The sequence below is a fragment of the Allosphingosinicella sp. genome (genome assembly GCF_059502505.1).
Window position 1 is genome coordinate 601,032 of record NZ_JCACEU010000016.1, and the last position, 22,373, is coordinate 623,404.

17 protein-coding genes are annotated in these 22,373 nt (G+C 66.2%); 13 read left to right on the plus strand and 4 right to left on the minus strand.

Annotated elements, in window-relative coordinates:
• Window positions 1-79 precede the first annotated feature (79 nt).
• Complete coding sequence (locus AC5JBD_RS11185) at window positions 80-1,669, plus strand: peptide chain release factor 3 (RefSeq protein ID WP_495721872.1); 1,590 nt, start codon at window positions 80-82, stop codon at window positions 1,667-1,669.
• 53 nt (window positions 1,670-1,722) lie between these two features.
• Window positions 1,723-2,847 carry a BaiN/RdsA family NAD(P)/FAD-dependent oxidoreductase gene (locus AC5JBD_RS11190; RefSeq protein WP_495721873.1) on the plus strand — a complete coding sequence of 375 codons (1,125 nt, stop codon included), beginning with the start codon at window positions 1,723-1,725 and terminating at the stop codon, window positions 2,845-2,847.
• Here AC5JBD_RS11190 and AC5JBD_RS11195 read toward each other — a convergent pair.
• The 3 genes from AC5JBD_RS11195 to AC5JBD_RS11205 form a co-directional block, all read right to left on the minus strand.
• Window positions 2,844-3,101 (minus strand): hypothetical protein, encoded by a 258-nt coding sequence (locus AC5JBD_RS11195; RefSeq protein ID WP_495721874.1) that lies wholly within the window; start codon window positions 3,099-3,101, stop codon window positions 2,844-2,846. The two genes, AC5JBD_RS11190 and AC5JBD_RS11195, sit on opposite strands and share 4 nt — an antisense overlap.
• Before the next feature lie 115 nt (window positions 3,102-3,216).
• Window positions 3,217-5,406: a penicillin acylase family protein gene (locus AC5JBD_RS11200; protein ID WP_495721875.1), complete on the minus strand. Its 2,190-nt coding sequence runs from the start codon at window positions 5,404-5,406 to the stop codon at window positions 3,217-3,219.
• Window positions 5,403-7,229, minus strand: coding sequence for a DUF885 domain-containing protein (locus AC5JBD_RS11205; RefSeq protein WP_495721876.1), 1,827 nt, complete (start codon window positions 7,227-7,229; stop codon window positions 5,403-5,405). The genes AC5JBD_RS11200 and AC5JBD_RS11205 overlap by 4 nt, the downstream gene beginning before the upstream one ends.
• A 477-nt stretch (window positions 7,230-7,706) precedes the next feature.
• Here AC5JBD_RS11205 and AC5JBD_RS11210 point away from each other — a divergent pair, with 477 nt between their 5' ends.
• The 9 genes from AC5JBD_RS11210 to AC5JBD_RS11250 all read left to right on the plus strand — a co-directional run bounded on the left by AC5JBD_RS11210 (window position 7,707) and on the right by AC5JBD_RS11250 (window position 18,034).
• Window positions 7,707-8,930, plus strand: a complete 1,224-nt coding sequence (locus AC5JBD_RS11210) for a multidrug effflux MFS transporter (protein WP_495721877.1) — start codon at window positions 7,707-7,709, stop codon at window positions 8,928-8,930.
• A 160-nt stretch (window positions 8,931-9,090) separates the two neighbouring features.
• Window positions 9,091-9,702 (plus strand): TetR/AcrR family transcriptional regulator, encoded by a 612-nt coding sequence (locus AC5JBD_RS11215; protein WP_495721878.1) that lies wholly within the window; start codon window positions 9,091-9,093, stop codon window positions 9,700-9,702.
• Window positions 9,703-10,100: 398 nt separating this feature from the next.
• Window positions 10,101-10,502 carry a hypothetical protein gene (locus AC5JBD_RS11220; RefSeq protein ID WP_495721879.1) on the plus strand — a complete coding sequence of 134 codons (402 nt, stop codon included), beginning with the start codon at window positions 10,101-10,103 and terminating at the stop codon, window positions 10,500-10,502.
• Window positions 10,499-11,776 carry an efflux RND transporter periplasmic adaptor subunit gene (locus AC5JBD_RS11225; protein WP_495721880.1) on the plus strand — a complete coding sequence of 426 codons (1,278 nt, stop codon included), beginning with the start codon at window positions 10,499-10,501 and terminating at the stop codon, window positions 11,774-11,776. Before AC5JBD_RS11220 ends, AC5JBD_RS11225 begins: the two co-directional genes overlap by 4 nt.
• Before the next feature lie 25 nt (window positions 11,777-11,801).
• On the plus strand, window positions 11,802-14,981 hold the full coding sequence (locus AC5JBD_RS11230; RefSeq protein ID WP_495721881.1) for an efflux RND transporter permease subunit: 3,180 nt from the start codon (window positions 11,802-11,804) through the stop codon (window positions 14,979-14,981).
• 11 nt (window positions 14,982-14,992) lie between these two features.
• Entirely contained in the window at window positions 14,993-16,432 is a 1,440-nt protein-coding gene (locus AC5JBD_RS11235; RefSeq protein WP_495721882.1) for an efflux transporter outer membrane subunit, read from the plus strand.
• Complete coding sequence (locus tag AC5JBD_RS11240) at window positions 16,392-16,901, plus strand: DUF2924 domain-containing protein (protein WP_495721883.1); 510 nt, start codon at window positions 16,392-16,394, stop codon at window positions 16,899-16,901. The genes AC5JBD_RS11235 and AC5JBD_RS11240 overlap by 41 nt, the downstream gene beginning before the upstream one ends.
• Before the next feature lie 120 nt (window positions 16,902-17,021).
• A complete protein-coding gene (locus AC5JBD_RS11245; RefSeq protein ID WP_495721884.1) occupies window positions 17,022-17,441 on the plus strand; it encodes a recombinase family protein in 420 nt (139 codons plus the stop codon).
• Window positions 17,442-17,467: 26 nt separating this feature from the next.
• Window positions 17,468-18,034 carry a recombinase family protein gene (locus AC5JBD_RS11250; protein WP_495722004.1) on the plus strand — a complete coding sequence of 189 codons (567 nt, stop codon included), beginning with the start codon at window positions 17,468-17,470 and terminating at the stop codon, window positions 18,032-18,034.
• Between the two features lie 588 nt (window positions 18,035-18,622).
• On the opposite strand, the gene AC5JBD_RS11255 is transcribed toward AC5JBD_RS11250, so the two are convergent.
• Window positions 18,623-19,291 (minus strand): TetR/AcrR family transcriptional regulator, encoded by a 669-nt coding sequence (locus tag AC5JBD_RS11255; RefSeq protein ID WP_495721885.1) that lies wholly within the window; start codon window positions 19,289-19,291, stop codon window positions 18,623-18,625.
• Between the two features lie 140 nt (window positions 19,292-19,431).
• Between AC5JBD_RS11255 and AC5JBD_RS11260 the strand changes: the two genes are divergently transcribed.
• Both AC5JBD_RS11260 and AC5JBD_RS11265 read left to right on the plus strand, forming a co-directional pair.
• On the plus strand, window positions 19,432-20,742 hold the full coding sequence (locus tag AC5JBD_RS11260) for a spinster family MFS transporter (protein WP_495721886.1): 1,311 nt from the start codon (window positions 19,432-19,434) through the stop codon (window positions 20,740-20,742).
• Entirely contained in the window at window positions 20,742-22,370 is a 1,629-nt protein-coding gene (locus tag AC5JBD_RS11265; RefSeq protein WP_495721887.1) for a carboxylesterase/lipase family protein, read from the plus strand. The genes AC5JBD_RS11260 and AC5JBD_RS11265 overlap by 1 nt, the downstream gene beginning before the upstream one ends.
• Window positions 22,371-22,373: the final 3 nt, after the last annotated feature.

Sequence of the window (22,373 nt, forward strand, 5' to 3'; positions counted from 1 at the left end):
CCCCTTTCATCGCATCCGGTGCCCGCCTATGTTCGAGCGCGTGCCGGGCTTCAATAGCCGGGCCCTTCCAGGATCCAGCATGCTCAACCGACCCACCGGCCGCCCCGACCGGCGTACCTTCGCCATCATCTCGCACCCGGACGCCGGCAAGACGACGCTGACCGAGAAGCTGCTCCTGTTCGGCGGCGCGATCCACCTCGCCGGCGAGGTCAAGGCGCGCGGCGCGAACCGGCGCGCCCGCTCCGACTGGATGAAGATCGAGCAGCAGCGCGGCATCTCCGTCACCAGCTCGGTGATGACGTTCGAGCACAAGGACGTGACCTACAACCTCCTCGACACGCCGGGCCACGAAGACTTCTCCGAGGACACGTATCGCACGCTGACCGCGGTAGATTCCGCGGTGATGGTGATCGACGCGGCGAAGGGCATCGAGCCGCAGACGCGCAAGCTGTTCGAGGTCTGCCGCATCCGCAACGTGCCGATCATCACCTTCGTCAACAAGGTCGATCGCGAGGGCAAGGAGCCGTTCGAGCTGCTCGACGAGATCGCTGACGTACTCGCGCTCGACGTGGCGCCGATGAGCTGGCCGGTGGGAATGGGCGGCACGTTCGAAGGAATTTACGACCTTGCGAACCATCGCCTGAACCTGCCCGCCAAGAACGACAGCGGCCACTTCGAGGGCGAGACCGTGCAGTTCACGGGCCTCGATGACTCGAAGCTCGCTGCGACGATCTCCGCCGAGGGCCTCGCGCATCTGCGCGAGGAGGCGTCGCTCGCCGTCGCGGCTTACCCAGCGTTCGACTCCGCTGCCTATCTCGGAGGCGACCTCACGCCGGTCTATTTCGGTTCTGCGCTCAAGGAGTTCGGCGTTGGGGAGCTGATCGCCGCGCTGGGCGAGATCGCGCCGTCGCCGTTGCCGCAGCCGACAACCGCCGGCCCCGTCGATCCCGATCATGGCGCCGTCACCGGATTCGTCTTCAAGGTGCAGGCCAACATGAACCCGCAGCACCGCGACCGCGTCGCCTTCATGCGGCTCTGCTCGGGCCGCTTCAAGCGCGGCATGAAACTCCTGCAGCCCTCAACCGGCAAGCAGATCGCGGTGCACAGCCCGATCCTCTTCTTCGCGCAGAATCGTGAGCTCGCCGACGAGGCTTACCCCGGGGACATCATCGGCATTCCGAATCACGGGACGCTGCGGGTCGGCGACACTTTGACCGAGGACGAGGCGATCCGCTTCACCGGCCTGCCGAACTTCGCGCCGGAGATCCTGCGCCGCGTCGTACTCACCGATCCCACCAAGACAAAGCAGCTCCGCAAGGCGCTCGATGACATGGCGGAGGAGGGGGTGACGCAGGTATTCTATCCCTCCATTGGCGCCAACTGGATCGTCGGCGTCGTCGGCCAGCTCCAGCTCGACGTGCTGATCTCGCGGCTGGAGGTCGAATATAAGGTCGATGCCCGTTTCGAGCCTTCGCCGTGGGACACCGCACGCTGGATTTCGTCGGACGGCGAGGCCGATCTCAAGGCCTTTACTGCGAGCCATCGCAGCGCTGTTGCGACCGATCGTGACGGCGCGCCCGTCTTCATGGCGAAGGATCTGTGGGAGCTCAGCTTCCATGAGCAGCGCAATCCCACGATCCGGTTCACGGCTACCAAGGAGCGGCACTGACCCAGAAGCGCGAATATGACGCGATCATCCTCGGCGCCGGCGGCGCCGGGCTGATGTGCGCAAGCGTGGCGGGGCAGCGCGGGCGGCGGGTGCTGCTGATCGATCATGCCGACCAAGCGGGGAAGAAGATCCTCATCTCCGGCGGCGGGCGCTGCAACTTCACGAACGTCCATGCGGCGCCGGACCGTTATCTCTCGGCCAACCCGCATTTCATGAAGTCGGCGCTCCGGCGCTACACCGCCCAGGAGTTCATCGACTTGGTCGATCGCCACCGCATCGCCTGGCACGAGAAGACGCTCGGCCAGCTCTTCTGCGACGGCTCGGCGCGGCAGATCGTCCACATGCTGATGGAGGAATGCGCCAAGGGCCCTGTCCGCATCTCGCTCGGCAAGGCGATCCGCGAGGTGGAGCATGCCGATGGCCGCTTCCGCGTCGGCTACGGCGACGAGGTCGCGGAAGCGCCCGCACTGGTGATCGCCACCGGCGGGCCATCGATTCACAAGATGGGCGCGACCGGCTTTGCTTATGATCTCGCCCGCAAGTTCGGCCTCAAGGTCGTGGAGCCGCGCCCTGCTTTGGTGCCGCTGACGCTCGGTGGGGAGGAAGTGCTGTTCCGCTCGCTGTCGGGTGTCGCGACCGAGGTGATCGCGAAAGCGGGCAAGGCCAAGTTTCGCGAGGCGGCGCTGTTCACGCACAAGGGGCTGTCGGGCCCTGCCATCCTGCAAATCTCCTCCTACTGGCGGCACGGCCAGCAGGTCGGCATCGACTTCCTGCCGGATCGGGAGCCGAACTGGGCGGTGGAGGCGAAGCGGTCGCGGCCGCGCACCCATTTCCACACCCTGCTCTCGGAGGCGCTGCCCGATCGCTTGGCGGAGACGCTGGCGAAGCGGATCGGCCTCTGGGGCGAACTCGCCAACCTGCCGGACCGGAAGCTGGAGGAGGCGGGACGGCTTCTCGCCGACTGGCGGTTCGCTCCGAACGGGACCGAAGGCTTCGCCAAGGCGGAGGTGACGGCGGGCGGCATCTCGACCGACGGCCTGTCGTCACAGACCATGGAGGCGAAGACGGTGCCCGGCCTCTACGCCATCGGCGAAGCGGTCGACGTGACCGGCTGGCTCGGCGGCTATAATTTCCAATGGGCCTGGTCGAGCGGCTGGGCCGCCGGACAGGCGCTTTAGGCGGCGAGCTGGGTCTCGACCGGATTCACTCGGAAGTTGCGGCGAAACGTGCCGACGCCGTTCATGCCAGCCTCCAGCAGCGGGAGGGCGGTGGCGCAGAAGGCGCATTCGGCCATCAGGCGGCCGATCATCCAGTGACTGCCGCCGCAGCCCGGGCAGTGGTTGGTTTCGTTCGGCCGGTAGACGACATGGTAGCCGCGGGCGCGCGGGTCGTGACGGTTGATCTGCTCGATACGCGATGCGACTTCCAACATTTTCCTGCCCTCCTCGGCTCTGCAGCCTCTTTATGTCAGGGCGGGAAGGATCGGTTGCGGTTCGCGACCAATCAGACTTTTTGCTCGACAAAGCCGAGCGGGTGCGACGAACCCATCAGCCGCCGGGCCTGTAGCTGCGCTCGACATGGCCGCGCAGCTCGTCGGGGTGGAAATAGACCGGCCGGAGGTTGCCGGTCGCATAGCGCTCGGCTTGGTCGTTGAAGTGCGGTGACCTCAGATCGCCGCTCTCGCCGCCGGCAGTGACGGCCAGGGCGCGAACGCGCGGCCCGAACTCCACCACGGCGACGAAGCTGTTGCCGCTGGTGCCGTACCAGCGCTTGGAGCCGTTCCGCGGCGCCGCCCCGAACGAGGCGAGCGAGCCCCAGCGGGCCGAGGAGAAGCCAACCGGGATGCTCGGCCCGGCATCGCTGAACGGGTGGACGATGTCGCTGCTGAGGCGCTGGAACCGGTTGATGTCGCCCCAGGGTGTCCGCCACGTGCCGAAATCCCTCTCCAGCCTGGTCAGCGCGGCGTCGAGTGCGTCGAGCTTCCGGCTGGCGGGAAGGCGGTCCAGCCGCTCGTCGATCCAGACGCCGTCATCCCAGTCGGGCGTCCGGGCGTCGGTCCGCAGTTCCTCGCCCCAGAACATCGCCAGGCTGTTGGCGATCGAGCCGGTGCTCCAGCGATAGTCCCACGCCTTCAGCTCGGCGATCGGCGCAGCCAGTCTCGCCTTCCGCCGATCCCGCGCGGGAAGGGCTTCCCAAGCCTTCACCAGCCCAGGAATCAGGCGGGCGAAAGCGGGCTGATAGGAATCGTAGGCAGCACGCTGCAGACCCTCGAGCGTGAAGCTCTTCTGCTTCGAGAGCAGTTGCAGTGCGTGAACGCCGCGCGAATTCTCGCCCCAGCTGTCCATGTAGCGGGGGAAGTCGCGTTGCCTGGGGCTGTAGGGACCGGCCGCCGAATAGGGCCAGTTGTTGGTGTTCATGACCCAGCCGTTCGGCGGGTTCACTGCCCGCGGCGCTTCGGAAAGCGCGTGGAGACCCCGCCAGTCGCTCGCAGGATCGCTGCCGTCGACAGGCTTGGTGTAGTCGAAGCGGTTGTTGCGCACCGGGATGAACTGCGGGTGCAGATAGGCGATCGTGCCGCGGCCGTCCGCGAACAGCGTATTGTTCGACGAATTGGCCTTGAGCTCTGCGACCTCCATGAAGGAGGCGAAGTCGCGCGCCTTGGTGCGCAGGAAGCTCTGCTGCAGCGCCTCGATCGGCTTGTGCATCATCGCGAAGGCGACCCATTTGCCGCCCTGTTCGCGCACGATCGGGCCGTGATGGGTGTGGTAGGTCTCGAAGCTGCGGCTCGCCATCGTGCCGTCGGCGGCGCGATAGGGGAGGGTGATCGTCCGGGTGACGACCGGCCTCAGCTCGTTGCCGTAGCGGTAGAGGAGACGGCCGTCCCTTTGCTCGATGGTCTCGAGGAACTCGTCGACCACATCGACGCCGCTCGACGTGTGCATCCAGCCGGCCTGGCTGTTGAAGCCCTGGTAGATGAAGAACTGGCCCCAGGTGGCGGCGCCATAGGCGTTGAGGCCTTCGTCGCTCGTCACCTGCAGCTCCGAGCGGAAGAAGAAGCTGGTGTGCGGGTTGATCAGCAGCAGGGCGTTGCCGGTGGCGCTGTTTGAGGGCGCGATCGCAATGCCGTTCGAGCCGCGCGGCTCCGGGTCAAGAGGTGCGGCCGCGGCCAGCGCACGCCCGCGCTTCGAGTAGAAGGCTTCGAGCCCGTCGAGGTCGATCCGCTCGATGTCGCCGCCGATGCTGCCTTCCGTAAATGACAAAGCCATCCACGGCTCGAAGCGCGTGATCGCCCTGGGTCGCACCTCCGGATGGGAGGCGAGATAGTAGTTCAGCCCGTCGGCCCAGGCGTCCATCAGGCGCCGGAGCCAGTCGGGACTGGCCGCATAGCGCGCCTTGAGATCCTCCGGATCCATGTAGAGCCGCGCGCGCAGGTCGGCCCAGATCGCCTTCTCGCCCTCCGCCTCGGCAGTGCGGCCGAGGGAGGTGAGATAATTGGTCTCGACGCGGTTGAAGTCGTCTTCGGCCTGGGCGTAGATCATGCCGAAAACCGCATCGGCGTCGGTGCGGCCGCGGACATGGGCGATGCCCCAGTCGTCGCGCGTGATCGTCACCCGCTCCGCCTGTTGTCGCCAGCGATCCAGCTCGGCATTCGGCCAGGCAGGCGGCGAGGTGGCGCAGCCGCTGAGCAACAACGCGCCGCAAAGCAGCGTCGTGCGGAGGAGCCTCGGCGGCCTCATGCCCGCAGTGCCGCGGCGGTTCGCGCCCGGACCGTCTGCTCAAGGATGGTGAGCGGGATCGCACCCTGCAGCAGCACTTGGTGGAACTCCTTCAGGTCGAAGCGGTCGCCCAGTTTGGCCTTGGCTTCCTCGCGCACCTTCACCCACACGGTATGGCCGATCTTGTAGCTGGTCGCCTGGCCCGGCCAGGCGGTGTAGCGGTCGATCTCATTCTGGCCGCGCCCGCGGGCGATGCCGGTGGTCCTGAGGAAATAGTCGGTCGCCTGCTCCCGCGACCAGCGCTTGGCATGGATGCCGGTGTCCACCACCAGCCGCGTCGCCCGGAACAGGAATGACTGGAGCATGCCGGCACGCTCCAGCGGGCGGCCCTCGTACATGCCCATTTCGTCGGCCAGTTGCTCGGCATAGAGTGCCCAGCCCTCCGAATAAGCGGAATAGCCGCCGAACCGCCGGATCAGCGGGATCGTATCGGATTCCTGGGCGAGGCTGACCTGGAGATGGTGGCCGGGCGTGGCTTCGTGGTGGGTGAGGGTGCGCAGGCCGAATTTCGGCCGGTCAAACGTGTCCTGCAGCTTGATATAGTAGATGGCGGGCCGCGAATTATCGAGCGGCGCGCTGTCATAATAGGCACCCGCCGATCCGGCTTCGATCAGTGGCGGCACCCGCCGTGCCTCCACCCGCGCCTTCGGGAGCGTCGAGAAGGCCTGCGGCAGCCGCGCTTCGATCTCTGCGATCTGGCGGTTGAGCTCGGCGATGAGCGCTTGCTTGCCCTCGTCCGTGTTCGGGAAGAGCTGATCCGGCCGCTTGTTGAGCTCGGCCAGCCGCTCGCCGGGAGTGCCGCGGGTCAGGCCGGCGTCGCGCAGGATCGGATCGAGCTGCGCCTCGAGTGCGGCGACCTGCTCGAGCCCGATCTGGTGCACTTCTTCCGGAGTGAGCTTCGTCGTCGTGGAGGCTTCGACGGCGGCCTGATAATAAGCCTCTCCGTCGGGCAGCCGCCATACGCCCGCATCATGGGTGGCGCGGCGGCGCAGGTCGCTGACGAGAGCGATCTGGCGATCGAGCGCGGGGAAGACGCCTTCGGTGACGATCTTCTCGGCTGTCCGCCCCCAGTCGCCGGCAATGCCTCTCGCGGCGGCGCGGCGCTCGACCGACTGAACCAGTTGGGTCTTCGCCGCCGGCTGGTCGCGCAGGCTGCGGAGCTGCCGCAGCGTCGTGTCGAGGACGTAGTCGGGCGCGAACACGCCGCGCGCGGCATCCTGCCGCTGACGCTCGCTGCTCTGGTCGAGGGCGCGGGGGAAAGCGGAGAGGCGGGCAAGATAGGCCTCGGCGTCGGTGCGGGTCTCGATCGGATGCTGGTTGTCCAGAAAATCCGGAATGCCGCGATAGGGGCCGGTGAGCTGGCTCAGAACATAGGGGGCATAATATCCGCCCGAGGCGCCGTAGGGAAAACGCTCCAGGCCCGTGATCGTGCGCTCCAGCCCATATTCCACGACGTCATAGTCCAGCGCCGCCGCATCGCCGAGCGACGCCCGCCGCACGGTGCGAAGCTCGCGAAGCTCGGCTTGCGCGCGGGCGAGGTCCTTCGCGCGCCCGGCGGTCGAATAATCGTCGAGGAGGAAGCGCAGGTTCGTGCGCTCGCCGGTGTCGAGGCTCTGCGAGGTCGCTGCTTCCGGATTGTCCTGAAGCCGGTCGTAGAAGAAGCGGTCGAGCAGCGCCCGAAGCCGCGCATCTTCGCCGGCGGCAGGCCCGGTCGTGGCGCAGGAGGGCAGGGTGGCGGCAAGCGCGACGGCGCCCGCGGAGGTCATGAACTGGCGGCGGTCCATCGCGAGGCGGCTCTCCTTGATCGGGAAAGCCGGACTAAGCGGCGGTGCGCATCCTGTCTATGGAAGGTGGAGGCGCGGCCAGTCCAATGGTCACAAGTCTCTGCTATTCCCTGCTTCCTAGGCATAAACGGGGATTTTAATCAAAATGCAGCCGACTTGACGACGAGGAGGGCGTCTCAGACGCCACTTCCCAAAATGTTTCCCGCCGGTTGGCTGACAGTTCCCTGCTCTAGAAGAACAGGGAAATTTATTCTGTTGATCTGGGAATGGGTGCCAGGCGAGCAGCGTAAGTCGTTGTATTCGAAGGAACCGAAAAGTCCGCTTGGCGCCCTCGCGAACGATCCAGATTACGCCCGGGCTCCGCGGCTGACTAGACGATCTCGACCCACCAGGCCTGCTGTGTCAGCAAAACTGAGCTGGATGCAGGCTCCGTCAATGAGCTTGGCATGGATGCCTCCAGGCCGGTAGTCGCGGCTGATGTCGGCGGAGCGAACACCACATCCCGGATTGAGCCGCGGCGAGTTCGTCGCCTTTGTCGCAGCGATAATGGCTGTGAACGCACTGGGCGTTGACCTGATGCTTCCGGCTCTCCCCGAAATTGGCCGAGAACTGGGCACCCCCAGTGCGAACGCGATGCAATGGGTCGTAACGGCCTATGTCTTTGGCTTTGGCGTAGGCCAGCTTCTCTATGGGCCTCTCGCTGATCGCTACGGTCGCAAGCCGGTGCTGCTCGTCACGCTGGCAGGATTTGTGGCCGCCAGTGTGTTCGCCGCGGGCGCACAGACCTTTGCCGCTCTTGTTGCTGCTCGGGTGCTACAGGGGCTGATGTCGGCATCATCTCGCGTGCTGGCAGTGGCGATCGTCCGCGACAGTTATTCGGGCCGGCGCATGGCTCGGATCACCTCGATTGCGCAGATGATCTTCTTTCTCGTCCCCATCCTCGCGCCTACTATTGGGCAGAGCTTGCTGTCGCTCGGGCCGTGGCGCTTTATCTTCTACGTGTTGGGTGCGTTCGCCGCGCTGGTGCTGGCTTGGGCCTTGTTTCGCTTGCCGGAGACACTCGCGGCCGAGTTGCGTCGGCCCATCTCAATGGCGTCCTTGGCTGAAGCCTATCGGGAGACACTGAGCAACCGCTACTCGTTCGGCTACGCGCTTGCCGCCTCGCTGCCGTTCGGCGGGATCATCGCGTTCGTCTCATCAGCACAGCAGGTGTTCGCGGACACGTTCCAGCAAGGCAGCCACTTTTCGATCCTGTTCGGTATCTGCGCGTTCTTCATGGCCTGCGCCTCCTTCGCCAACAGCCGCCTCGTTGAACGGCTCGGAACGCGTGTCATCTCGCAAGTGGGACTGCTTGCGCTCATCGTCTTGTCGCTTGCCCATGTGCTCGTCGCCTGGGCACAATTGGAGAGTCTCTGGGTCTATGTTGCTATCCAGGCGCTGAGCATGACCTGTATCGGCCTGTGCGGCTCCAACTTCGGAGCGATGGCAATGCAGCCGGTGGGACACATTGCCGGAACGGCATCTTCGATCCAAGGCTTCATTGTCAGCACTGGCGCCGCAGCTGTGGGAACCGTCATCGGGCAAGCCTATGACGGCACCACACTTCCGCTGGCACTCGGCTATCTTGGCATCGGTGTAGCCGCCATGGGCATAGTTTTGATCATAGAAGGCGGGCAACTTTTCCGCGCCCGAATGGCTTGAACGCGTCCTATCTCCTGCGCCATTTAGAGCGGTCGGAAGTTCACCACGGGAAGAACCGGATGCGCCGCAGAAGCATGGGGTGAGTTTTTCGTTATGCTCCAGTGCTTTGCTGCGGCGGTGACTGGACGGCGCAGGAAGATGCACTTATATACCGTCCGATATGAAAACAGCAGCATGCCCGGCACCCAAGGGTCGGCCCCGCGAATTCTGCACCGAAGGCGCCTTGGCGGCGGCGCTGCGCGTGTTCTGGACCAAGGGTTATGAGGGGACGTCGCTCACCGATCTGACCGAGGCGATGGGGATCACCCGGCCGAGCCTCTACGCCGCGTTCGGGAACAAGGAATCGCTCTTCCGTAAGGCGCTCGACCTCTATGAGCGGGAGAAGCTCGCCTACATCGATCAGTCGCTGGTGGCGCCGAACGCGCGGGGCGTAGCGGAAAGCCTCCTGCGCGGCGCACTCGAGATGCAGACCAACCCCTGCGAGCCGCGGGGCTGCCTCGGGGTGATCAGCGCGACCGCGTGCGGCGCGGAAGCGGAATCGATTCGGGCAGAGGTGATCGCCCGGCGCATGCCTTCCCATCTGGCGCTGATCAGGCGGCTCGAACGGGCGAAGGAGGAGGGCGATCTTCCCGCCTCTGCCGATCCAGCAGGCCTCGCGAGCTGGTTGGCTGCGATCATCCAAGGCATGTCGGTACAGGCGGGCGCCGGCGCCACGCGGCAGGATCTGGAGCGGCTGATCGACACCAGCCTGGCGATGTGGCCGAGCAGCTGAATATATTTTACCGGCCAGTATAGAAATCCCTTGACCTGAACGGCAGCTGCTTTACATACCGAACGGTATTCAAGTCCGGTTGGTGAGCGACCGGTGAAAATCCGGAGATGAGCATGCGCTGCCGACTCTGCTTCATACCGCGAGACGGTCCTTAGTCGCGGGCCGCGACACCGCTTCGTGACCATCTAGAGAGCCATTCATTATCTGAACGCCAACGTAGGTGCGATCGCGCCGACGGACGGCGGACTCACATCTTGGCTCCAGGGTCCGAGCGGCAAGACGATCACGATGCGGCCATCAGGTGCCGCATCATTCAGACGAACGCATCAGCAAGGGACGCGCGGTTCAGAGCGAGCCGGGCGAGGGCGAAGTGCGTGCTCGAGAAAGGGAGACGAACCATGGCCTATCTGAACTTTGCTGAGGCGATCCCGACGGCAACCGGCGCGGTTGCGCGCAAAGCCAAGTCGGCATCCGCCCACATCAGCACCGGCTTCTCGCCGCTTGAATGGTCGGTGATCGCGCTCGCCCGGCGCGACGGGCTTTCGAGCCTTTCCGAACCGGGTCGGGTGGCGATGGCGCTGGGCAGCCTGTTCGGCACGCGCCGCAATCCGAAGCTCGCAGACCCGCGCCTGGAAGCCTTGCGCCGCATGGCCGTGATGGCGTGGCGCCGCGGTTACGCCGTTCCGCTTCCCGAAGTCGCTGCCTTCCGCGCCGCCGGCTTTACCCGCGAGCAGCTGCAGACGCTGCTCTCGAGCATCGAAAGCGGCCAGGCGGCCGCTCAACGGGGGATAAATTCATGAACATGATCAGCAAGATCGGGCGTCCGCCCGTGGACGAGGCGCATCCGGAGCAAGTCGCGCCAGCGCCGCGAAGTCGCTGGAAGGGGGCCGCGATCGCGGTCCTGTCGCTGGGGCTCGTGGCCGCTGCCGGCGGGACGCTGCTGGACGAGGAGGCGCCCGTTGCCGCGGCGCCGCCGCCACCGACCGTCGCGGTGGCGCCGCCGCTCCAGCGCAGCGTCGAAGAGTGGGACGATTATATCGGCCGCTTCGAGGCGAGCCGCACGGTCGACGTCCGCCCGCGCATTTCAGGTGCCGTCACCGCCGTGCACTTCCGTGACGGCGCGGTGGTGCGAAAGGGGCAGCTCCTCTTCACCATCGATTCAAGGCCGTTCACTGCCGCGCTTGCGGAGGCGAGGGCCAGCGTCGCCAGCGCCCGCAGTGATCTTGCCCTCGCCCGCGCCGACCTTGGCCGCGCGACGCGGCTGCTCGAGGTCGAAGCCGTCTCGCGCAGCGACGTCGACCGGCTGCAGGCGCGCGTGCAGGCGGCGACGGCAGCCCTCGCCGCCGCCGAGGCGCGGGTACGCGCCCGTGCCCTCGACGTGGAGTTCACGCAGGTTCGCGCCCCGATCTCGGGACGCATTTCCGATCGCCGCATCGACGCCGGCAATCTGGTCGCGGGAGGGGCGGGCGGCGAGGCCACTTTGCTGACCACGATCAACGCCCTCGACCCAATCTACTTCGCGTTCGACGCGTCCGAATCCCTGTTCCTCAAGACCAAGCGGGGCGACGGTGAAGCCGGAGCCTCCCCGGTCGAGATCCGGCTGCAGGACGAGACCGATTATCGCTGGCGCGGGCGGCTCGACTTCACCGACAACGGGCTCGATCCGCGCTCCGGCACGATACGCGGCCGGGCTGTGCTCGCCAATCCCGGCCTGTTCCTGACCCCGGGCATGTTCGGCAACATGCGCCTCGCCAGCGGCGGAACCCGGCAGGCGCTACTCGTGCCGGACGCCGCCATCCAAACTGATCAGGCGCGCAAGCTCGTGCTGGTCGTCGGCAACGATGGTGTCGTTCAGCCGAGGCCGGTGGAGCTCGGACCGGTCGTGCAGGGGCTTCGCGTGATCCGCTCAGGGCTTCAGCCGAGCGACCGCATCGTCATCAGCGGAACCCAGCTTGCGGCTCCCGGCGCCAAGGTCCTCACCCGGGCGGCTCGCATCAGCCCGGCCGCTGCCGCGGATGCCCCGCCTGTCTCGGCTCCAGTCACCGGCGAAGCGACCTTCTCCGCCGCCCGCTGACCCATCTCAAAGCAAGGAGGGTGCGATGCGCCTCTCGCGGTTCTTCATCTCGCGGCCGATCTTCGCGGCCGTCATCGCGATCGTCATCACGATCGTCGGGGCCATCGCCTATATCGGCCTGCCCGTTGCCCAATATCCGGAGATCGTGCCGCCGACGGTCACGGTCGCGGCCAATTATCCGGGCGCGTCCGCAGAGACTGTCGCCGAAACCGTCGCGGCCCCGATCGAGCAGGAGATCAACGGTGTCGACAACATGCTCTACATGTCATCGCAGTCGACCGGGGATGGGCGCCTGACGGTCACCGTCACCTTCAAGATCGGCACCGATCTCGATGCCGCGCAGGTGCTGGTCCAGAACCGCGTCGCGATCGCGGTGCCGCGGCTTCCGGAGGAGGTGCAGCGGCTCGGCGTCGTCACGCGCAAGACCTCGCCCGACTTCCTGATGGTTGTGAACCTGATCTCGCCTGATGAGAGCCTCGATCGTGGCTACATTTCCAATTATGCGCTGACGCAGGTGCGTGACCGCATCAGCCGCATCGACGGCGTCGGCGACGTGCAGCTGTTCGGTGCACGCGATTATTCGATGCGGGTCTGGATCGATCCGAGCCGCGCCGCCGCGCTCGACCTGACAGCGGGCGAGATCGTCGCGGCGCTCCGGGCGAAGAACGTACAGGTCGCGGCCGGCACGCTCGGCCAGCCGCCTTATGCGAGCGGCAACGCCTTCCAGCTCAACGTGGAGACGCAGGGGCGGCTCAAGGACCCGCAGCAGTTCGCCGACATCGTCATCAGGAGCGATGCGGAGGGGAGGCAGGTCCGGGTCTCGGATGTCGCCCGCGTCGAGCTCGGTGCCGCCGATTACGCGTCCAACACCTACCTTTCGGGCAAGCCGACGGTTCTGCTCGGCATCTTCCAACGACCGGGCACAAATGCGCTGGCGGCGGCCGAGGCGGTCGAGGCCGAGATGAAAGCGGCTTCGGCAAACTTCCCCAAGGGGCTCGAATATCGCGTCATCTACAACCCGACCGAGTTCATCGCCCAGTCCATCGAGGCGGTGATGACCACCCTGCTCGAAGCGGCCGCCCTAGTGGTGCTCGTCATCCTCGTCTTCCTCCAGAAATGGCGGGCGACGATCATCCCGGTGGTGGCGATCCCGGTCTCGCTGATCGGCACCTTCGCCGTGCTCGCCGCCTTCGGCTACTCGCTCAACAACCTGTCGCTGTTTGGGCTGGTGCTGGCGATCGGCATCGTCGTCGACGATGCGATCGTGGTGGTCGAGAATGTCGAGCGGAACCTGGAGCGCGGCCTGACGCCGCTCGAGGCGGCGCGGACGTCGATGGACGAGGTGTCGGCAGCTCTGGTCGCGATCGTTCTGGTATTGTGCGCGGTGTTCGTGCCGACGCTCTTCCTCACCGGCCTGTCGGGTGCCTTCTACCAGCAGTTCGCGGTGACGATCTCGACCGCGACCGTGATCTCGCTGCTCCTGTCGCTCACTCTGTCGCCGGCGCTCGCCGCATTGCTGCTGCGCGCGCACGAAGCGAAGCCGACGGGCGGGCGGTTCAAGCGGTTGGTCCGAGCCGCAGGCGACCGCTTCAATCGAGAGTTCGAGCGGATGAGCGCCGGCTATGCCGGCCTCACCCGGACCTTGGTCACACGCCCGAAGCGGATGATGCTCGCTTATGGCGGGCTCATCGCCGCCACCGGCGCCTTGTTCTGGTCGACGCCGACCGGCTTCATTCCGGCGCAGGACCAGGGCTATTTCCTCACGGTCGTGCAGCTGCCGCCGGGATCCTCGGTAGAGCGCACGGATGCCGTCCTGCGCGAGGTCGCTGACCGCATCCTGCCGATCGAGGGCATCAAGGGCTCGGTCATGCTCGCCGGCTTCGACGGCCCGTCGCAGACGCTCGCGCCGAACGCCGCCGCCGCTTACTTCCCGCTCGACTCGTTCGAGGAGCGCAAGCGCCTCGGCAAGAGCTTCGCCCAGATCATGGATGAAGCGCGGGCGGCGACTGCGGATATCACGGAGGCGCGGCTGATGGTCGTGCCGCCGCCACTCATCCAGGGCATCGGCTCGGCCGGCGGCTACCGGATGATGGTCCAGGACCGCGGCGGCAACGGCTATCAGGAGCTCGCCGCCAAATCGAACGAGCTGATCGGGAAGGCGAACCAGACGCCGGGCCTCGCGCAGATCTATACCTTCTTCGATACCTCGACGCCGCGCGTCTATGCCGACGTCGACCGGCGCAAGGCGGACATGCTCGGCGTGCCGCCGGAGCGGGTGTTCGAGGCCCTGCAGGTCTATCTCGGCTCGGCCTTCGTCAACGACTTCAACCTGCTCGGCCGCACCTACCGCGTGACGGCGCAGGCCGACGCCCCGTTCCGCGCCACGAAAGCCGACATCGCCAACCTCCGGACCCGCTCCAACTCCGGGGCGATGGTGCCGATCGGTTCCGTGTCGACGTTCGAGGACAAGACGGGGCCCTATCGCGTCGTTCGCTACAACCTCTTCCCCGCGGTCGAGGTCGATGGCGACACCGCGCCCGGCTACTCGTCCGGTGCGTCGCTTCTCACCATGGAGAAGCTCGCCGACGAGACGCTGCCGGACGGCTATGGCCACGAATGGACCGGCATCGCCTATCAGCAGAAGGCGGCGGGCAGCACGGCGGCCATCGTCTTCGGACTGGCGGTGTTGTTCGTCTTCCTGGTGCTCGCGGCGCAATATGAGAGCCTGACGCTCCCGCTCTCGATCATCCTGATCGTGCCGATGTGCCTCCTGGCGGCCATGGCCGGCGTGAACCTGCGCGGCATGGACAACAATGTTCTGACGCAGATTGGGCTCGTCGTGCTGATCGCACTCGCGGCGAAGAACGCGATCCTGGTGGTCGAGTTCGCCAAGCAGGCGGAGGAAGAGGACGGGCTCTCGCCGGTCGAGGCTGCCGTTCGCGCCGCGCAGACGCGCCTGAGGCCGATCCTGATGACGAGCTTCGCCTTCATCCTGGGCGTGGTGCCGCTGCTGATCGCGAGCGGCGCGGGCGCGGAGCTTCGCCAGGCGCTCGGCACGGCCGTCTTCTTTGGGATGATCGGCGTGACCGGCTTCGGCCTGCTCTTCACGCCGACCTTCTACGTCGTCTGCCGTGCTCTCGGGGACCGCTTCCGGCGCGCTAAGCCGGGTCGCTCGCCGGAGCCGGCGCTCGTCCCCGCCGAATAGGAAAGATCGTCATGAACGCCTTCCGCACGTTCCTCGCCACCGCTTCCGCGCTCGCGCTTGCCGCCTGCGCGGCGGGGCCGGACTATGTCGCTCCCTCCTCTCGGGTGGCACAGACCGGCCCCTTCCTCTCGACCAGTCCGGCGGTCAGCGCCACCGAGGCGGCGCACGACCGCTGGTGGCAGCTCTACCAGGATCCGGTGCTGGACAGCCTCGTCCTCGAGGCGCTGAATGCCAATACCGACATACGTGTCGCCGTGGCGCGGCTCGCCCGGGCCCGGGCTGTGCTGCGCGAGGTGCGCTCCGATCGATTGCCGAAGGGCGGCATCGGTGCCGGTGCCAGCTACGCCCGCCTACCGGAGGCCCAGCGTGTTGCCGGTACTGACAGCGAAAGCTGGAATTTGGACGCCGGGCTGGAAGTCTCATACGAGGTCGATCTGTTCGGAAGGGTCGGGCGCGGAGTTGAAGCGGCGCGCGGCGACGTTGCCGCCGCGGCCGCCGACGCGGACGCCGTCCGCGTCGCCGTCGCCGCCGCGACGACCCGTGCCTATGCCGACGCCGCCTCGGCCGCCGAGCGGCTCGACGTGGCCGAGCGGATCGTCGCTTTGCTCGACCGCTCGATACAGCTGACGGAGCGGCGCCGCGAGGTCGGCCTCGCCACGCGCCTCGACGTCGCCCGCATCGCCGCCTTGCGCAACCAGCGCCAGGCGGAAGTGCCGGCGATTGCGGCGGAGCGGCAATCGGCGCTCTTCAGGCTCGCTACCCTCACCGGTCGCGCCCCGGGCGAGTTGGCCAAGATCGCCGGTGCGCGGGAGACTGCGCCGCGTCTCGACCGACCGATTCCGGTCGGCGACGGCGCAGCCCTGCTCGCGCGTCGGCCCGACGTGCGTGCGGCCGAACGCCGACTCGCCGCGGCGACCGCGCGGATCGGTGTCGCGACTGCCGATCTCTACCCGCGCGTCACGCTCGGCGGTTCCCTGGGTTCGACCGCAACCAGCCTCGGCAATCTCTTTACCGGCGGCGCAGTGGGTTTCCTGCTCGGCCCGCTGATCAACTGGTCGTTCGATCGCGAAGGCATACGCGCCCGCATCGCCGGCTCCGAAGCGGACTCACAGGCGGCGCTGGCGGAGTTCGATGGGACGGTGCTCACCGCCCTGGAGGAGACGGAGACGGCGCTCTCGAACTATGCTCGTGAACTGGAGCGGCGCGCTGCTCTTGCCGCCGCACGGGCGGATGCCGACACGGCTGTTCGCATCACGCGCGCACGCCAGCGCGAGGGGGAAATCGCATCGCTCGAGCTGCTCGACACCGAACGGACCTTTGCCGAGGCCGAAGCCGATCTCGCGGCAGCCGATGCCCGCATCGTCCGCGCACAGGTCGATCTGTTCCGCGCGCTAGGGGGCGGATGGCAGGATGCGGCTTCACGACCTGCCGAACTTGCACTGGGCGAATGACCGAAGCCTTGCCCGGGCCGATCGTCGGGTCAGGCAGCGCCGAGCCCGCGGCGTGAAGTATGCGGCTAAAGTGAGGGAGGAGGTTCGAGCGCTTACGGCGCTCGACCTCACCGGTCTGAGGGAGGAATGGCGCCGTCGATACGGCGAGCCGCCGAAGATGCGCTCGACCGAACTGCTCTCGCGCCTCTTGGCATGGCGCATTCAGGCCGACGCCTTCGGCGGTCTCGATGCAGCGACGATCCGCCTTCTGAAGTCGGACCGGGCGACACCGTCATCTCCTGCCTTGATCCCGGAAACACGACGCGTCCGCGAGTGGCAGGGCCTGAGACACGACGTTGAGGTGCTGGAACACGGCTTTCTGCACCAGGGTACGACCTACCGAAGCCTCTCCGAAACGGCTCGCGCCATCACCGGCACGCGCTGGAACGGGCACCGCTTCTTTGGTCTTCGGCCGAAGTCCACGATATGATCGAGGCGGGGCAGAAAAGCATAAAGCGCTGCGCCATCTACACGCGGAAATCGACCGAGGAGGGACTGGATCAGGTCTTCAACACGCTCGATGCTCAGCGCGAGGCGTGCGAAGCCTATCGTGAAGTCGCAGACGGGGGAGGGGTGGCAGGTCCTTGCGCAGCACTATGATGACGGAGGGTTCTCCGGCGGGAACATGAACCGCCCCGCTATCCAGCAGCTTCTGGCGGACGTGGATGCTGGACGGGTCGACGTGATTGTCGTCTACAAGGTCGATCGCCTGACGCGCTCGCTCATGGACTTCTCCCACATCGTGCAGCGGCTGGATGTCCGCGGAGTATCGTTCGTCAGCGTCACCCAAGCCTTCAACACCACCACCAGCATGGGCCGGTTGACCCTCAACGTGCTTCTGTCGTTTGCGCAGTTCGAGCGGGAGGTCACAGGCGAGCGGATCCGCGACAAGGTCGCTGCGTCCAAGGCGAAGGGCATGTGGATGGCGGGAACCTGCCGCTGGGATATGGCCTTGGCGATCGGAGGCTAGTGCTCAATGAGGCTGACGCAGCCCAGGTGCGGCATATCTTCACCCGCTACCTGGAGCTCGGCTCCGGCGTTGAGCTGATGAAGGAGCTCCGTGCCGCCGGAGTTGTGTCGAAGCGATGGGTCGGACGTTCCGGGAGGGAGATTGGCGGTGTCCCGCTAGGCTGCGGAGCCCTCTACTACATACTTCAGAACCGCCTTTATCTGGGGGAGGTCGTGCATCGCGGCGTTCGGCACGAGGGCGAGCATGAGGCGATCATTAGCCGCGAGCTGTTCGAAAAGGTGGGGGAGGCGCTCGCCGCCAATCGGCGAGCGCGGCACAACAAGCCAAGGCGACAAACTCTATGCCCCTTAATCGGCCGTGTGGTCGATGCTGAGGGGGCGCCCATGCCAGCTGCTTCAGCTACGGCCGCGGCGGACGACTCTATCGATACTACGTCTCGGCTAATGCGCTGCCGACTGTTCAAACATCTCGCCGTGACGGCGCGGTCTTGCGTGTGGCAGCCGCCGGGCTTGAGGACCTCGTGCTACGCACTATTGGACGGGTGCTTGGCTCCAGCGAGCCGCTGCCCTGTAACGAGATCCTCTCGTTGGTGAGGGCAGTAGAGGTCCGCGAGAGAAGCCTCCACCAGATCATCGATCCAGCCGGAATTGCAGAACCTCACGAGCCGGCCGACTGGGTTATGCAGCGCCTTCAGGAGCGACTGCCGGGTGGACGAGTCGCAGCAGATCGCGATGGGGCAATCCGGTTCATCGTCGATCGTCCCCGAGGTTCCGCGGCGGCTCGGTAGGCCAGACGAAGCAGCTTGGCGGGCAGGGGGCTCTGCCGACGCTGTGGAGGTCGGCTCGCGATCTCCTTCAGCGCTACTCTACGTCACCGCTAGACAGGCGCATTCATCACAGGGCGGAAGCCCCGCGAGAGCGGCGTCACCGGCGCCTGATGATGCTGGGCCTCCTTGCCCCGTCGATACAGAAGCAGCTGGCAGCGGGCGCCATGCCGGTGGGTCTCGAGACGAAGTGGTTTCTTCAGCAAATGCCGCTGGCGTGGGAGGACCAAGCGACCTTCTTGGGCGCTTAGTGAGCAATCGGTCTAGGACTGCTATGCACCCAGACATTCATTCCCGTTCCAGCGTGCACCGAAAGCAGACGCTCAACGGGTCCACGAGCCTCTGTTGCGCCCATGCTCTACTTGCATATGGCCCGGAATCCGGCGGCCATGAAAGTGGCCATGCGCTGCTTCACCGCTGCGAAATCCTCTGATCGGCACAGACCGTGCGACAGTTTGTCGATGCGACCGGTGCGCGCGAGCGTCAGCATCAAGGCGCCTGTCACGAAGTGATAGCCCCAGAAGATGTCTTGCTCCGCGCAATCCGGGAGCGCTTTCTTGAGGATATCGATCAGCCGCAGGACAACGGGATCAAAATGCTGGTCCATCAGACTCGCGCCCCACTCGGGCGTGTTTGAGACCTGCGCGCCGAGCTTGGCGTAATTCCGCCAGCCCTCGCCACCCTCGATGTAGGTGTCGAGGTCGGTGTCGAGGAAGGCGTGGAGCGCGCCCTCGACGGTTGGCTTTCCTCCAGCCGAAGCTTCATATTCGTCCAGCGCTCGCATCCTGCGTTCGCTGGTGACCACTGCCCGGCGTGCGAAGACGGCGTCGAACAAGGCTTTTTTGTCGCTGAAATAATAATTGAGCAGCGTGTGGTGGACGCCGACGCGAACGGCCACGTCCTTCAGGGTGACGCCGTGCAGGCCGTGCTTGGAGAAAAGCTCCTCCGCCGCGTCGAATATCTGCTCCATCGTCTCGGCACGTTGTTCGGCCTTGCGGGAGCGGCGGATGGGCTTCTCGCTTGTCATCAGGTGATCGTCACTCCCGCCTAACGCGCTCACCGTCAAGCGCCGGCCGCAGTTTATTCACGCACGAGTGAGCGTGCGTTGACAGGAAGGTCGCTGTGCTGTCACTGTCGCAGAAAGAAGCGAGGCCTTGGGAGAGGTTGGTGGCGGTGAACAAAAGCGGGATTGCCGCACCATCTCCGGCCCACCCGGCAGAGGGTCGAGCCCGGCGCAGTCCTGGGGTTGTCCTCGCGATACTCACCTTCGTCTATGTCCTGAATTTCCTGGACCGTCAGCTGCTCGGCATCCTGGCCAAGCCGATCCAGGACACCTTGCATGTGACGGACGGGCAGCTCGGTCTCATCGGCGGTCTGTATTTCGCGATGTTCTACTGCTTCATCGCCATTCCGGTTGGCTGGTTCGCCGACCGGACCAACCGTGTGGCCGTGCTGACCGCCGCCTGCGGGATCTGGAGCGCCGCGACCGTGGCGTGCGGCTTGGCGCGGACCTATCCCGAGCTCGTGGTTGCGCGGATGGCCGTGGGTTTTGGAGAGGCGGGCGGCGTTCCGCCTTCCTACGCGCTCATCACCGACAGCTTTCCGCCCGGTCGGCGCGGCTTGGCATTCGGCATCTATAATCTCGGCCCGCCGATCGGGGCGGCGCTCGGGGTTGCGCTCGGCGCCTCGATTGCGGCCGCTTTCAACTGGCGTGACGCATTCGTCGCGATCGGCATAGTTGGAATCGCGGCGGCGATCGCGCTGCCATTCGTTGTGCCCGAGCCGGCACGGGGCGCCACCGATGCCGGCGCGCCGCGGGGGCCAGCGGCGCAGGCCCCGTTCTTCGGAACCATCCGGGCCTTCTTCGCCAATCCGGTGCTGACGCTCGCCGCCTTCGGCAGCGGCGCCACGCAGTTCGTGACGTACGGCCTCGGCAATTTTGCGGTGCTGTTCCTGATGCGCGAGAAGGGGATGACGCTTTCCGACGTAGCGGTGTGGTATGCGCTGGTGATCGTCATCGGAATGGGCGGCGGCATGGTGGTGTCGGGCAAGGTCATCGATCGCCTGACACGGGGATCGCGCCGCGCCTTTGCCACCGCGCCCGCTGCGTCTCTCGCGATCGCGGCGCCATTCTACTTGGCTTTCGTCTGGGCTCCGTCTTGGCCGCTGGCCTTGCTGCTGCTGACGGTCGTGATGTTCTTCAACTATTTCTACCTGTCCTGCTCGGTGACGCTGGTGCAGGAGGAGGTGCCGCCGAACCAACGCGTGCTCGCAGGCGCCCTGCTGCTGCTGGTCATGAACTTCATCGGACTTGGGCTCGGGCCGACCTGGGTCGGCGCGGCAAGCGACTGGTTCGCCGCAGGCGGCGCCGCCAATTCGCTGCAGCTCGCGCTCTACACGCTCACGCCATTCTATGCCGTCGCGATCGGCCTTTTTCTTTGGCTCGCGCGAACCCTCCGCAAGCAGGAAGCCGTTTGATGAAGATATTTGGGAGCTTGGTTGCGCTGACGCTTGGCAGCGCCGGGGTCGGCGCGGTTCCGGGGCCGGCGGTCAACGCTCCGGCGGGAAAGGTCCGCGGCACCTATGAGCAGGACGTAGGCGTCTATCGCGGCATCCCGTACGCCAAGCCGCCGGTCGGCGCGCTGCGCTGGCGGCCTCCGGCGCCGATGGCGCGATGGGCAGGGGAGCGGCGTGCCACCGATTTCGGGCCTGCTTGCGTGCAGCCGCAGGCCAAAACGGTCTCGATCTATTCAGGCGATCCGCTGCCGGTGAGCGAGGACTGCCTCACGCTCAATGTCTGGTCCCCGCGAGGCGCCAAGGCTGCGCCTGTGCTGGTGTGGATCCATGGCGGCGCTCTCACCACCGGGTCCAGCCGCGAGCCGCTCTATGACGGCCGCCGACTCGCCGAACGGGGTGTCGTGGTGGTGTCGATCAACTACCGGCTCGGCGTGCTTGGCTGGCTCGCTCATCCAGGACTGAGCGCGGAGACCCCGCAGCGCGTCTCAGGCAATTACGGACTGCTCGATCAGATCGCGGCGCTGAAGTGGATCCAGAAGAACATTGGGGCATTCGGCGGAAATCCCGGGAACGTCACGATCGCGGGTGAATCCGCCGGTGGGCTGAGTGTCATGTATCTGATGTCGTCGCCTGCGGCGCGCGGCCTCTTCAGCCGTGCCATCGCGCAGAGCGCCTACATGATCTCGATGCCGGAGCTGCGGAACGGCGTGCATGGCGCTCCGGCCGCGGAAGGCGCAGGGCAGTTCCTGGCGACGGCGCTGCAGGCGCCCGACCCCGCGAAGCTGCGTGCCGTGGATGCTCAGCAGCTGACCGACGCGGCAGCCAAGCTCGGCTTCTTCCCCTTCGGCAACGTCGACGGCCAGGTGCTCCCCAAGCAGATGGTCGAGACGTTCGATGCAGGTGAGCAGGCGCCCGTGCCGGTGCTGGCGGGCTTCAATGAGGGCGAGATCAGGTCACTCACCGTGCTTGCGCCCAAGGCGCCGCCAACGGTGGCCGACTATGAGCGCGAGATCAGGACCCGCTACGCTGATCTGGCGGACGCATTCCTGCGCATCTATCCTGCCGCGGATTACAAGGAGAGCATCCTCGCGACCACGCGCGACGCCCTCTATGGCTGGACGTCGGAACGGCTGGTGCGCAGCCAGACCGCGATCGCTCAGCCCTCCTACCTCTACCTCTTTGATCATGGTTATCCGGCCTCCGAGCAGGCCGGACTGCACGCCTTCCACGCGGCCGAGCTGCCCTACCTCTTCGGCACCTTCAACGGGACGCCGCCCCGCTGGCCCGCAGTTCCGGACACGCCTCGCGAGCGCACTTTGTCGGATGCGATGATCGACTATTGGACCAGCTTCGCGCGGAGCGGCCGTCCGAGCGCTCGGCGTGCTCCTGTCTGGCCGGCCTACGGCAAGACCGCGGCCTACATCCATTTCGGCGACACTCCGCAAGCACGTGAGGATCTAATGCCGGGCATGTTCGAGCTGAACGAGGCGGTGATGTGCCGCCGGCGCGCAGCGGGCGGCATCGGCTGGAACTGGAATGTCGGATTGGCAGCGCCGCCGCTGCCTCCGCCGGCTTCCAACTGCAAATAGGCG